General features: G+C 63.7%; 11 protein-coding genes. 4 read left to right on the top strand and 7 right to left on the bottom strand.

Features of this window, described 5'->3' with window-relative positions; genetic code table 11:
- Positions 1 to 49 precede the first annotated feature (49 nt).
- Positions 50 to 1216 carry an acetyl-CoA acetyltransferase gene (locus LB541_RS01030; RefSeq protein ID WP_140494778.1) on the top strand — a complete coding sequence of 389 codons (1167 nt, stop codon included), beginning with the start codon at positions 50 to 52 and terminating at the stop codon, positions 1214 to 1216.
- A 26-nt stretch (positions 1217 to 1242) separates the two neighbouring features.
- Positions 1243 to 2247 carry an asparaginase gene (locus LB541_RS01025; RefSeq protein ID WP_140649135.1) on the top strand — a complete coding sequence of 335 codons (1005 nt, stop codon included), beginning with the start codon at positions 1243 to 1245 and terminating at the stop codon, positions 2245 to 2247.
- A gap of 12 nt (positions 2248 to 2259) precedes the next feature.
- Here LB541_RS01025 and LB541_RS01020 read toward each other — a convergent pair whose 3' ends face one another.
- Positions 2260 to 3636: a TIGR03808 family TAT-translocated repetitive protein gene (locus tag LB541_RS01020; RefSeq protein WP_140517948.1), complete on the bottom strand. Its 1377-nt coding sequence runs from the start codon at positions 3634 to 3636 to the stop codon at positions 2260 to 2262.
- 116 nt (positions 3637 to 3752) lie between these two features.
- Between LB541_RS01020 and greA the strand changes: the two genes are divergently transcribed.
- Entirely contained in the window at positions 3753 to 4229 is a 477-nt protein-coding gene (gene greA / locus LB541_RS01015) for a transcription elongation factor GreA (RefSeq protein WP_140494772.1), read from the top strand.
- Between the two features lie 9 nt (positions 4230 to 4238).
- Here greA and LB541_RS01010 read toward each other — a convergent pair whose 3' ends face one another.
- The 4 genes from LB541_RS01010 to LB541_RS00995 all read right to left on the bottom strand — a co-directional run bounded on the left by LB541_RS01010 (position 4239) and on the right by LB541_RS00995 (position 8517).
- Entirely contained in the window at positions 4239 to 4628 is a 390-nt protein-coding gene (locus tag LB541_RS01010) for a type II toxin-antitoxin system death-on-curing family toxin (RefSeq protein ID WP_140517949.1), read from the bottom strand.
- The gene (locus LB541_RS01005) at positions 4625 to 4846 is read right to left on the bottom strand and encodes an AbrB/MazE/SpoVT family DNA-binding domain-containing protein (RefSeq protein WP_140494768.1); all 222 of its coding nucleotides are present in this window, start codon (positions 4844 to 4846) and stop codon (positions 4625 to 4627) included. The genes LB541_RS01010 and LB541_RS01005 overlap by 4 nt, the downstream gene beginning before the upstream one ends.
- 111 nt (positions 4847 to 4957) lie before the next feature.
- A complete protein-coding gene (gene scpA / locus LB541_RS01000; protein ID WP_140517950.1) occupies positions 4958 to 7078 on the bottom strand; it encodes a methylmalonyl-CoA mutase in 2121 nt (706 codons plus the stop codon).
- On the bottom strand, positions 7075 to 8517 hold the full coding sequence (locus tag LB541_RS00995; protein WP_140517951.1) for a methylmalonyl-CoA mutase subunit beta: 1443 nt from the start codon (positions 8515 to 8517) through the stop codon (positions 7075 to 7077). The genes scpA and LB541_RS00995 overlap by 4 nt, the downstream gene beginning before the upstream one ends.
- Positions 8518 to 8799: 282 nt before the next feature.
- Between LB541_RS00995 and LB541_RS00990 the strand changes: the two genes are divergently transcribed.
- Entirely contained in the window at positions 8800 to 10338 is a 1539-nt protein-coding gene (locus tag LB541_RS00990; protein WP_140555863.1) for a helicase HerA-like C-terminal domain-containing protein, read from the top strand.
- A gap of 85 nt (positions 10339 to 10423) precedes the next feature.
- Here the strand turns inward: LB541_RS00990 and LB541_RS00985 are convergent, their stop codons facing one another.
- Both LB541_RS00985 and LB541_RS00980 read right to left on the bottom strand, forming a co-directional pair.
- On the bottom strand, positions 10424 to 11248 hold the full coding sequence (locus LB541_RS00985; RefSeq protein ID WP_140494760.1) for a L,D-transpeptidase: 825 nt from the start codon (positions 11246 to 11248) through the stop codon (positions 10424 to 10426).
- Between the two features lie 202 nt (positions 11249 to 11450).
- Complete coding sequence (locus tag LB541_RS00980) at positions 11451 to 12113, bottom strand: haloacid dehalogenase type II (protein ID WP_140494758.1); 663 nt, start codon at positions 12111 to 12113, stop codon at positions 11451 to 11453.
- Positions 12114 to 12229 lie beyond the last annotated feature (116 nt).

Here is a 12229-nt window from a genome sequence, read left to right as displayed (position 1 = left end):
CTCAGGCCGCGATATGACGTGTTAGGATCCGCGGCAAATGGAGGTTGCCATGACCGCATGCATCGTTGGCTGGGCGCATTCGCGCTTCGGCAAGCTTGAAGGCGAAACATTGGAGAGCCTGATCGTCAAAGTGGCAACCGAGGCGCTCGACCATGCCGGCATTGGCCCGGACGACGTCGACGAGATTGTGCTCGGACATTTCAACGCCGGCTTTTCCGCACAGGATTTCACCGCCAGCCTTGTCCTCCAGGCCGACGACCGGCTGCGCTTCAAGCCGGCGACGCGCGTCGAGAACGCCTGCGCCACCGGTTCGGCCGCTGTCCGGCAAGGCGTCCGCGCCATCGATGCCAATGCCGCCCGCATCGTGCTGGTGGTCGGCGCCGAGCAGATGACGACGACGCCCGGCCCCGAGATCGGCAGGAACCTGCTGAAAGCCTCCTATTTGCCCGAGGATGGCGACACACCGGCCGGCTTTGCCGGCGTCTTCGGCAAGATCGCACAAGCCTATTTCCAGCGCTACGGCGACCAGTCGGATGCGCTTGCCATGATCGCCTCCAAGAATCACAAGAACGGCGTCGACAATCCCTATGCGCAGATGCGCAAGGATTTCGGCTACGAATTCTGCCGCCAGGAGAGCGAGAAGAACCCCTTCGTCGCTGGCCCGCTGAAGCGCACCGACTGCTCGCTGGTCTCCGACGGTGCCGCCGCTCTCGTCCTCACCGACACAGCGACGGCACTGAAGATGCGCCGCGCCGTCACCTTCCGCGCCAATGAGCACGTGCAGGATTTCCTGCCGATGTCGAAGCGCGACATCCTGACCTTCGAAGGCTGCGAGCAGGCCTGGAGCCGGGCGCTCAGGAATGCCGGCGTGACGCTTGATGATCTCTCCTTCGTCGAGACGCATGACTGCTTCACCATCGCCGAATTGATCGAATATGAAGCCATGGGCCTGGCGAAGCCTGGGGAGGGCGCGAGGCTGGCGCTGGACGGCACGACCGCAAAGGACGGGCGGCTGCCGGTCAACCCGTCCGGCGGCCTGAAGGCGAAGGGTCATCCGATCGGCGCCACCGGCGTGTCGATGCATGTGCTGAGCGCCATGCAGCTCGTCGGTGAGGCCGGCGGCATCCAGGTGCCCAACGCCAAGCTTGGCGGCATCTTCAACATGGGCGGCGCGGCGGTCGCCAACTACGTTTCCATTCTCGATCGGATTCGGTAAAAGCGACCCGCATCCGCGGGGGCAACATGACAAATCCGGTTCTGATCGAAGTTCTGCGTGGCGCCATCGTCGAGAGCGCGCACCGAGGCGCGGTCGCGGTTTTCGATGCCGATGGCAAGCCGGTTCTCGAGATCGGCGACACATCGAGGCCGGTGTTTCCGCGCTCCGCGGTCAAGGCGATCCAGGCGCTGCCCCTGGTCGAAAGCGGCGCCGCCGATGCCTACGGCTTCGGTAACCGCGAACTGGCGCTGGCCTGCGCCTCTCATTCGGGCGAACCGGCCCACGTCGAACTGGCGCGGTCGATGCTCGCCAGGGCCGGGGTGGACGGGTCGGCGCTTGAATGCGGCGCGCATTGGCCGTCGAGCCATGACGCGACGATCGCACTCGCCCGCGCAGGCGGTTCCCCGAACGCCTTGCACAACAATTGCTCCGGCAAGCATTCCGGCTTTCTTTGCACCTGCGTCCATTCAGGCATCGAGCCTCAAGGCTATGTCAGGGCGGATCACGCCTTGCAGGAAATGGTGCGCGACGCCATGCAGGCGGTGACAGGAGCTCGCCACGGCGCCGACGAACGCGCAACCGATGGCTGTTCGATCCCGACCTACGCGGTGCCGCTCAGGAGTTTTGCGCTTGGCTTTGCCCGCATGGTGACCGGCAGGGGCTTCGCGCCCGGGCGCGCCAGGGCGGCAAAGCGATTGTTGTCGGCTTGCATGGCCGAGCCGTTCTTCGTCGCCGGCACAGGCCGCGCCGATCTCGCGCTGATGCAGGCGGCGCCTGGCCGAATATTTGCGAAGGGCGGCGCCGAAGGGGTCCATTGCGCGGCGCTTCCCGAGCTTGGCCTCGGCATCGCACTCAAATGCGATGATGGTGCCGGCCGGGCCGCCGAATCCATGGTGGCCGCAATCATCGCCCGACTGCTGCGTGCGGACGAGGTTTTGGCGGCGAAGCTGCTCGAAATGGCGAATGCACCCATCGAAAGCCGGATAGGCGCCACGGTCGGTGCGCTCAGGCCGACGGCGGCACTGGCCTGAGACAGACGTTTCTCAACTGACGTGATTGCGCTCGACGGTCAGATGCGGAAAGCCGGTATCGGCTGACGCGGCGAGATCGCCCGTGGCCGGATCGGCCCAGCGCTGCCCGACAATGGCGCCATTGCGTGCGCCGTCGATGACATTGTCGGAGATGATGGCGGTTCCGGCACCGTCGACCACGCTGACGACGATGCCGGTGCCCGCTTTGCGGATGATGTTGCCGGTGGCCACGACGTTGCGCAGATACGGTCCCCAGCCGATCGACATGCCGTAGAGCGGCGCATTCTCGATGACGTTGTTGGACACGGTGGTGTCGGCCTCGACGCCGATGCCGACGCCGAATCCCGGCGGGTCGGCGGGGTAGGGGCCTGATGTCGACAGGTTGCGCACGATGTTGCCCGAGCAAACACCCATGCGTCCGCCTTCGTTGAAATTGACGATCGAGATGCCGTTGGCGGCACCATCGACGATGTTGTTGCTGATAACGGCGCCCTCGAACGAGAATTCGGAATAGACCGCCGTTTCGCCGGAACGCATGCAAGTGTTGCCCGATACTTGCAGATTGCTGGCGCTGTTGGCGCGGATGGCGGAGAATGCGCAGTCCGAAACAATATTGCCGGAGACGATCACGTTGGCGGCGCGGAAGGCATTGATGCCATTGCCGTTCTGGCCAGTGCCGCCGCCGCGCGCCGCGATGCGTTCGACCCGGTTGCCGGTGACGATGGTGCCGTCCTCCGCCGCTTGCCAGCGGTGCACGAGGATGCCGCCATTGGCGCAGTCGGAGACGGTGTTGCCTGTGATCGCCAGCCCTGCGGCCTCGACCGAATAGATGCCGGCGTCCGCCGCTCCGGATATTTCCGTGCGCTCGACCCGGCCCGCCGCGTGCTCGAGCGCCAGCCCGTTCTTGCCGCTGCCGGTTATCTGGCAATTATCGACGATGAGATGCGCCACGCGGCGCAGATCGAGCAGTCCTTGCGCGTAGTCGCCCATCGAGCGGTTTGAGCCGTCGAGGACCAGGCCGCTGAGCTCGATGTGATCGGCTTGTTCGGCCATGAACAGGTGGCCGTCGCCACCATAGACGATGCGCGTTGCGCCAGGCACGCCGGTAAGGCGCACCCGGCCGGGCAGCGTCAGGTTGGACACGACATAGGTGCCGGGCTGCAGGAAAACCGGCATGTCGCGATCGCTGGCCTCGCGCAGCAGCTTGGCGAAAGCCTTGCTCTGATCGTCAAAGGTGCCGGGTTGCACGCCAAGCTCGGTGGCGTTGATCGATCCGCGCATCGAGGCTTTCTCGACGCCGGGCAAGCTCGCGGCGGCTGCCTTGCCCAGCGAAAGCCCGAACACGGCAAAACCGGCTGTCCGGACAAGCAGCTTGCGTCTGTTCAACATCGGCACAGGTCCTGGCTTTTGCCCATCTAGTGGCAGGATTCGTGCCAGTCAGGCACCTGCGTCCCCGGCGAGGGCAATGACTTGTGAAGTCGTGAGGGCGGGCATAAGTTCAAGGAATGAGCAGAGCCTTTACCCGCGAGGAAGACAGCGAAAACGCCATCGCAGGCGTCGGCGAACGGCCGATCAGTCAACACCGCAACCTGGTGACGGAGCGTGGCCTGGCAATGATCGACGAGAATCTGGCCGATCTGCGCGACATATTGGCCAAAGCCGAGCGGCGGGGAGACCGCGAGCGCATCGCACTGGTATCTCGCGACCTGCGCTATTGGACCGCGCGGCGCGAAAGTGCCGAGCTTTCGGTGCCCGAGCCCGGGAGCGACGTCATCCGCTTCGGCATGGGCGCCACGCTCGAAGCCGACGACGGCAAGAAGGTGCACTGGAAGATCGTCGGCGAGGACGAGGCTGATCCATCGAAAGGCAGCATTTCCCATGTATCGCCAATGGCGATTGCTTTGTTTGGCAAGAAGGTCGGCGATGTCGCCACCGTCAATGGCAAGGAATGGGAAATCGTCAAGCTGAGCGCGGGCGGCTGAACCCCAACATCAGTCCTCGGTCTTCACGATGTGGTCGCGAAAGAACGCGACTGCACCCGCTTCATCGATCTCGCCGGCGGCGATAGCCATCACGAATTCATAAAGCGTGCCGTTGTCCGCCGTCAGGACCTGACCGTTGACGATCAGGAAGGCGCCGGCGGCGACAATAGCCGTGCGTTTGTTGCCGTCGACAAAGGCATGATTTCTGGCAATGCCGAAGACATAGGCTGCTGCAAGATCTGCAATCGACGGAGTGCCGTAATTAGCCTTGTTCTCGGCCCGGGCCAGTGCCGATTCAAGTGCATTTTCATCCCGCAAACCTTGTGCGCCGCCATGCCGGCGCAATTGTTCGGCATGCATCGCCTCCACCGCGCGGCGCGACAGGAACTCCCAGTTCATTCGGCGAGCTTCTGAAGCGCGACCTTGTACTTGTCCATGACCTTGCGAGCAGCTTCCATCTGCCGCTCGAAACTATCGTCGACCGGTTTGAGGACGATGTCCTTGTCTGTTTCGAGAACCTGAAGCTGATCACCGGCTTTGAGATTCAGGCGGTCGAGTAGCTCCTTGGGCAGGATCACACCTTCGGAATTGCCGATCTTGCGAATGGTGGTGTTCATGCTGGATTGCTCCTGTTGCAACGTCAATTATAACTCGACCGCCGCACCGTTGCAACAGATATTATAACTTACGAATGGGAGGAAGGCCCGGACACACTCGTTGCCGATAACTCAGGACGCCAGCAGCCGGTCGATCAGCCGCTCCGCTGCTTGCGGGATCACGGTACCGGGCGGGAAGATTTCCGCCGCACCCGCTTGCAGCACGGCATCATAGTCCTGCGGAGGGATCACGCCGCCGGCAACGATCAGCATGTCGCTGTGGCCGAGCCTCTTCAGCGCATCCCTGAGTTCCGGGATCAGCGTCAGATGTCCCGCCGCCAGCGACGACGCGCCGACAATGTGCACATCCTGCTCGTGGGCGAGCTTCGCGATCTCCTCCGGCGTCTGGAACATGGCGCCGACGGTGACGTCGAAGCCGAGGTCGGCAAAGGCTGTGGCGATCACCTTCTGGCCGCGGTCATGTCCGTCCTGTCCCATTTTGGCGACCAGGATGCGCGGCTTGCCGCCGGTCTTCTTTTCGAACGCGCCGATCTTCTCCTGCAGCCGGTCGACGGCCGGATTGTCGCCGAGCGCCTGGCGGTAGACGCCGGAAATCGTCTGCACCGACGCGATGTGGCGGCCAAAGACCTTTTCCAGCGCCAGCGAAATCTCCCCGACCGTCGCATTGGCGCGCGCGGCGTGGATGGCGAATTCGAGCAGGTTCTCGCCGCTCTCGGCCGCGCGGGAGAGCGCTGCGAGCGCATTCTCGAGCACCGCGACGTCGCGCGTGCCCTTCAGCCGCTGCAGCTTCGATAGCTGCCGGGCTCTTACCTCGGCATTGTCGATCTTCAAGACGTCGACTTCGATATCCGCACCGGGCCGGTGCGCGTTGACGCCGACCAGCACCTGCTCGCCTGAATCGATGCGCGCCTGGGTGCGGGCGGCCGCCTCTTCGATGCGCAGCTTGGGAATGCCCTTCTCGGTGGCCGCGGCCATGCCGCCGAGCGCCTCGACCTCCTCGATATGGGCAAGCGCACGCGCTGCCAGATCATGCGTCAGCCTCTCGAGATAAGCCGAACCGCCCCACGGATCGATGATGCGCGTGGTGCCGGATTCCTTTTGCAGGATCAGCTGCGTGTTGCGGGCGATACGGGCCGAATGATCCGTCGGCAGCGCCATGGCCTCGTCGAAGGAATTGGTGTGCAGCGATTGTGTATGGCCCTGTGTGGCGGCCATCGCCTCGATCATCGTGCGGATGATGTTGTTGTAGGGATCCTGCGCCGTCAGCGACCAGCCAGAAGTCTGGCAGTGGGTGCGCAAGGACAGCGAACGCTCGTCCTTCGGCGAAAAATTCTTCATCATCAGGCTTGACCACAGCAGCCGCGCCGCCCTGAGCTTGGCGACTTCCATGAAGAAGTTCATGCCAACAGCCCAGAAGAAGGACAGGCGCGGGGCGAAGCGGTCGATGTCGAGCCCGGCCGCGACGCCGGCGCGGGCATATTCGATTCCGTCGGCAATCGTATAGGCGAGCTCCAGGTCCGCCGTCGCGCCGGCCTCCTGCATATGGTAGCCGGAGATCGAGATCGAGTTGAATTTCGGCATGTGCCTGGATGTGTAGGAGAAGATGTCCGACACGATCCGCATCGAGGGCTTCGGCGGATAGATATAGGTGTTGCGGACCATGAACTCCTTCAGAATGTCGTTCTGAATGGTCCCTGCGAGATCCTTCTGCGCAACCCCTTGTTCCTCGGCCGCCACGATGTAGAGCGCCATGATCGGCAGCACCGCGCCGTTCATGGTCATCGACACCGTCATCTCGCCGAGCGGAATGCCGTCGAAGAGCTGGCGCATGTCGAGGATGGAATCGATGGCCACGCCCGCCATTCCGACATCGCCGGCCACCCGCGGATGATCGCTGTCATAGCCGCGGTGCGTGGCGAGATCGAAGGCGACCGACAGACCTTTCTGGCCGGCGGCAAGATTGCGCCTGTAGAAGGCGTTTGACTCTTCCGCCGTCGAGAAACCGGCATATTGCCGGATCGTCCACGGCTGCTGGACATACATGGTCGGATAGGGTCCGCGCACGAAGGGCGGCATGCCCGGATAGGTGTCGAGATGCGGCAGCCCCTTGAGATCGCCCTGATTGTACAGATGTTTGACGGCAAGGCCTTCCGGCGTCATCCGCTGGCCCTTGATCTCGACCGGCGCCCGCCGAGGCGGCGCCCAGCCGACCTGGCTGAAATCCGGAATCAAGAAGCGGCTCCGATCGCTTGATCGATGCGGACCGGAAACAGCGGCTCGCACATGACGATGCCTTCCGTGAAGGCAGATCGCCGCTCCGCGGCCAGCGTCTCGACCGCGCGCTCGGTTTTCTGCGGATAGAGCGTGGCGCCGACGATGGCGCGCTCGCGGGATCGGAAGGCGGCAGCACGCTGGGCGGCGGCGGTGCGAACACGTTCCTGTATGCGTCCGTCCTGAAGGCTGGACAGCACGCCGCCCTCGGCCTCGATCGCCTGCAACTCGGACCAGGCCGCTTCGCAGAGGCCAGCGGTGAGCGCTTCGACGCCACCGGAGCCGCAGGCGGGATCGGCGACCTGATCGATGTGGCTTTCATTGGCCATGATCAACTGCGCGTTACGGGCCACGCGGCGTGCGAAAGGCGCCGGCAGGCCATGCGCGACGGTGTGCGGCAGGATAGCGATCGAATCGGCTCCGCCCGCCGCCGCGGCGAAGCAGGCGATCGTCGTGCGCAGGATGTTGGTCTCCGGGTCCAATGCCGTCATCATCCGAAACGACGTCTCGGCGTGAATATTGGCCGTCGAAGTCGGGATCGAGCAGGCTTCTTGGACGCGAGCCCACAGCCTGCGCAAGGCCCTGACCTTGGCCATCGACAGGAACTGATCCTGGTCGGCGCTCAGCGCAAACCCGATATGGGGCGCTGCGTAGACGAGCGGTTGCCGCGCTTTCTCGAACATCCTGAGATAGGAGACGGCCGAAGCGAGCATGATGCCAAGCTCCTGCGCCTCCGTGGCGCCGGCATTGTGGAACACCCGCCCATCCGCCTCGAGCAGCACGCCGGGCACGCCCATTGAAAAGAAATGTGCCAGCGATTGCGGCATGGATTCCTGCAGCGCCTCGATCGACATGCGCAACCGGCCGGTTCCGGCCAGGATCGCCGCCGGATCGATGCCGAAGGAGAGGTTGAGCTTTGCCGGATCGGAGCGGCGCTTGCCAAGGAACGCCACCAGCCAGTCGGCCATGGGGCGGCTCCATGGGTGGGCGTCGATCCGGATCTGGACGCGGTTTAACGGGATGCCGTCCAGAACCGTCTCCAGCGCCTGCGCCGTTCTCGGCAGGCCGTAGCCGAAGGCGTTCGGGGCACCTTCGAAGACGAGCGACAATCCCGTCGCGCCCTGCGCGACGTCCTCCAGCGCCTGGGCTTTGGCGCGACCAATGTCGGGATCGTCGATGCGCTGGCTGACGATCCACGGCGATCCGGGGTTGGCGCGCACGATCGGCTCGGCCGCCGCCGCGCGCTCATAAAGCGGTTCCACGCGGATGCCGTCATCGGTGTGCGAGACCAGTTTTTCCTCGAAAGATGCGCCGGCGAGCGCCTTTTCAGCCAGGGCCAGCCATCGCTGCCGGTCGGCATTCGGAACTTCGTTATCCCTGGTCAAGGCTCCGGCGCTCATCCACTGTCCTCGTCACTATGCGGCCGCATCAGCCTGGAGCACTTCAGTCTACGGGTCCCGGTGCGATACCGCAATGCAATGCGCTTCCAAGACTCGAATTCGATCCCTCGAGCGTACACCAGCCTTCGAGCACGAAGCATGAACGATTGCCAAACATGGGCACAATCCGCAAGCTCCAAAAAAGGCCATTTTCGCCGATCGCCATTGTCGCTGTGCAAGGCCCCCACTATACCTTCGGGCGAAGGGCTGGTTTTATACACAGCAGTTGCGGAGACCGGACATATGGCTGACGACACCATTTTCATCGGCGCCAGCCGCAAGCCCGACGACAGCTATCAGCGTCCCGAAAACCTGCTTTTGCACTATGGCAACCGTCACGGCCTGGTGACCGGTGCCACCGGCACCGGCAAGACGGTCACCTTGCAAATATTGGCCGAGGGATTCTCCAATGCCGGCGTGCCGGTGTTCTGCGCCGACATCAAGGGCGATCTCTCCGGTATAGCCATGATCGGCACGGCGCAGGATTTCCTGGTCAAGCGCGCCGAGCAGGTCAAGCTCGACCCCTATGACTTTCAGGAATTCCCCGTCATCTTCTGGGATCTGTTCGGCGAACAGGGCCACCCCATCCGCGCCACCATCTCCGAGATGGGCCCGCTGCTCTTGTCGCGGTTGATGAATCTGTCCGAAGCCCAGGAAGGCATCATGAACATCGCCTTCCGCATCGCCGATGAGGAAGGGCTGCTGCTGCTCGACCTCAAGGACCTGCAGGCGCTGCTCGCCAATATCGCCGGGCGCGCCGAAGAGATCAGCGCCCGCTACGGCAATGTGACGAAACCCTCGGTCGGCGCCATCCAGCGCACGCTGCTGGTGCTGGAACAGCAGGGGGCGGCGAATTTCTTCGGCGAGCCGGCATTGCGCATCGCCGACATCATGCGCACCACCCGCGACGGCCGCGGCGCCATCAGCGTGCTGGCCGCCGACAAGCTGATGATGAATCCGCGACTCTACGCGACGTTCCTGCTTTGGCTGATGTCGGAACTGTTCGAGGAGCTGCCCGAAGTGGGCGATCCCGACAAGCCGAAGCTGGTCTTCTTCTTCGACGAGGCACATCTGCTTTTCGACGACGCGCCGAAGGTGCTGATCGACCGCGTCGAGCAGGTGGTGCGTCTGATTCGCTCGAAGGGCGTCGGCGTCTATTTCGTCACGCAGAACCCTCTGGATATTCCTGAGAAGGTTCTGGCCCAGCTCGGCAACCGGGTCCAGCATGCGTTGCGCGCCTACACGCCGCGCGAGCAGCAGGCGGTAAGGACCGCGGCCGAGACGTTCCGGCCAAATCCGGATTTCGATTGCGCGACCGTGATCACGCAACTGGGCACCGGCGAAGCGCTGGTTTCAGTGCTGGAAGCCAAGGGCATCCCGTCCATGGTCCAGCGCACGCTGATCCGTCCGCCATCGTCACGACTTGGGCCCATAACCCCAGCCGAGCGGCGGAAGCTGATCCAGGAAAGCCCGGTGATCGGTCAGTACGATGAGGGTGTCGATCGCGAATCGGCTTTCGAGATGCTGCAGAAAAAGGCCAAGGACGCGGCGGATGCCGAGGCACAGCAGGCCGACGCCGGCCGTTCACGCTGGACCATTCCGGGCTTCGGCAATGATGCTCCGCCGCCGCAACCCGGCGGCAGACGCCCGCCTCAACCGCGCCCGTCCAACCGCCAGACGGTGGCGGAAGCCGCGATCAAGTCGGTGGTGCGCTCTGTCGGCTCGTCGGTCGGCCGCGCCATCGTGCGCGGGATACTCGGGAGTCTGTCGAGGGGCAGATAGGGAAGCGCGATCGCGCAACGGCCATGCAGGGATAGGCTGATGTGGAGGTGAAGGCGGCGAGTCGCCGCATTCACCCTCGCTCCCATCAGAAAATCGCGTCGCTCACCGCTTTCACCGGGCCAAGCAGCACCGATCCGTCCGGCACGCCGGCATCGATCGGGATGGCTTTGTGATTCGCGGTCGCCACCATGGGCTGGCTGGCGTCGCTGGTCACGATGACCGGGGTCTTCGAAGGCACGCGATCATATAGGTCTATAATGTCCTGGTTCATCAGGCGCACGCAGCCCGACGACACCGACTTGCCGATCGAACGCCATTCCGGCGAGCCGTGCAGCCGGTAGAGCGTGTCGACGTTGCCCTGGAAGAGATAGAGCGCACGTGCACCGAGCGGGTTTTTCAGCCCGCCCGGCATACCGCCATTGTCAGCGCTGTATTGCCTCAGTTCCGGCTGCCGGGCGATCATCTCGTCCGGCGGCGTCCATTTCGGCCACTTCTGTTTCCACTGGACGACGGCATCGCCCGACCATTCGAAGCCGGCGCGGCCGAGGCCGACGCCGTAGCGGATCGCCTGGCCGCCCGGACGAACCAGATAGAGGAAGTGGCCGGTCGTATCGACGACGATGGTTCCCGGCTTCTGGCCGGTCGGGTCGGGCACGATCTGGCGCAGGAATTGCGGATCGATCCTGTCGACGGGAATGGCCGGCACTTCGAAACCGCCATCGCTGACGGCGGCGTACATCGTCACGTAGTCGGCGAGCGGCGGCTCGACATAGGCCGGTGGCGGTGGCTCGACTGGCCCGGACCCGGTGGTGGCGCATGCGGAAACCGCGATCGAGGCGGCGCCCAGGGCTGCGGCATTGAGAAAGCCGCGACGGCTCAGGCGATAGGATTCGATTTCGGCTGGGAACATGGTTGCCTTCTTTAAGTCTGAAATCGCAACAAAGCATGAATATGCCGACCGTTGCGAGGGTGCCTGATCAACACTTGGGCGCGATAGGCGGTTCCGAATCTGGCCTCAAGGTGGACAAACAAAGGCGAAGCTGTGACCGCGTCGCCACTGTGGCGCTACGGTCACAGGAGCGAAAACCAGGATTACTTTTGGGCCGCATGCGTTAGCCACCTGTGACAAGGGCATCGAGCGACGGCAGGATCAGGGCCGGTGGAAAATCCCGATACTCCTCCGGCTGGTTGGAGCGGTTGATCCACACGGTGCGGAAGCCGAACTTGGTCGCGCCGGCAATGTCCCAGCGGTTGGACGACTGGAAGGAGACCGCACCCGGATAGAGGCGCCAGCCTGTCGTGACCATGTCGTAGACCGACGGATCGGTCTTGAAGCGCCGTACCGCATCGACGGAATAGATATCGTCCAGCACCTGATCGAGCGCCGCGGATTTAACGGCTGCCTCCAGCATTTCCGGTGAACCGTTGGACAGGATTGCCAGCTTGGCGCCGGACGCCTTCAGCGCCTTCAGCACGGCGGGCACTTCCGCATAGCAGTCCAGCCGCCAATAGGCATCCAGCAATGCCGCCTTGAGGCCGGGATCGGCAGAGGGCACCTTGTGCAACGCGAAATCAAGTGCCTGCTCGGTGAGTTGCCAAAAATCGGCATAGGCGCCCATCAACGTACGCACCCAGGAATATTCGAGTTGCTTGGCGCGCCAGATCTCGGACAGCAACTGGCCGTCCGGTCCGATGGCGTCGGCGTGGCGGCGCACGGCGGCATGAACATCGAACAGTGTGCCGTAGGCGTCGAAAACATAAGCGGCGTATTGCATGGCAACAGTTTTGAGGCGAGGCGGGGCAAGGTGCAAGTCTTGATTGCAGCGCGCCGTCTGTGGCCTCAACAAAACTCCCCGATGCTGGTTGACGACGCCGGCCAAAGCGTCATCCA

Origin of the sequence: Mesorhizobium sp. BR1-1-15 (assembly GCF_020165475.1) — a bacterium.
In the GTDB taxonomy this organism is placed as follows: domain Bacteria; phylum Pseudomonadota; class Alphaproteobacteria; order Rhizobiales; family Rhizobiaceae; genus Mesorhizobium.
This window is presented reverse-complemented; position numbering and strand designations above follow the sequence as displayed.

What these genes read in the sequence shown, in the direction of transcription:
- LB541_RS01005 (WP_140494768.1), bottom strand. Translation starts at nt 4,846, where the DNA reads ATGAACACCACCATTCGCAAGATCGGCAATTCCGAAGGTGTGATCCTG.
- LB541_RS01025 (WP_140649135.1), top strand. Translation starts at nt 1,243, where the DNA reads ATGACAAATCCGGTTCTGATCGAAGTTCTGCGTGGCGCCATCGTCGAG.
- LB541_RS01010 (WP_140517949.1), bottom strand. Translation starts at nt 4,628, where the DNA reads ATGAACTGGGAGTTCCTGTCGCGCCGCGCGGTGGAGGCGATGCATGCC.
- LB541_RS01030 (WP_140494778.1), top strand. Translation starts at nt 50, where the DNA reads ATGACCGCATGCATCGTTGGCTGGGCGCATTCGCGCTTCGGCAAGCTT.
- greA (WP_140494772.1), top strand. Translation starts at nt 3,753, where the DNA reads ATGAGCAGAGCCTTTACCCGCGAGGAAGACAGCGAAAACGCCATCGCA.
- LB541_RS01020 (WP_140517948.1), bottom strand. Translation starts at nt 3,636, where the DNA reads ATGTTGAACAGACGCAAGCTGCTTGTCCGGACAGCCGGTTTTGCCGTG.
- LB541_RS00985 (WP_140494760.1), bottom strand. Translation starts at nt 11,248, where the DNA reads ATGTTCCCAGCCGAAATCGAATCCTATCGCCTGAGCCGTCGCGGCTTT.
- LB541_RS00995 (WP_140517951.1), bottom strand. Translation starts at nt 8,517, where the DNA reads ATGAGCGCCGGAGCCTTGACCAGGGATAACGAAGTTCCGAATGCCGAC.
- LB541_RS00980 (WP_140494758.1), bottom strand. Translation starts at nt 12,113, where the DNA reads ATGCAATACGCCGCTTATGTTTTCGACGCCTACGGCACACTGTTCGAT.
- LB541_RS00990 (WP_140555863.1), top strand. Translation starts at nt 8,800, where the DNA reads ATGGCTGACGACACCATTTTCATCGGCGCCAGCCGCAAGCCCGACGAC.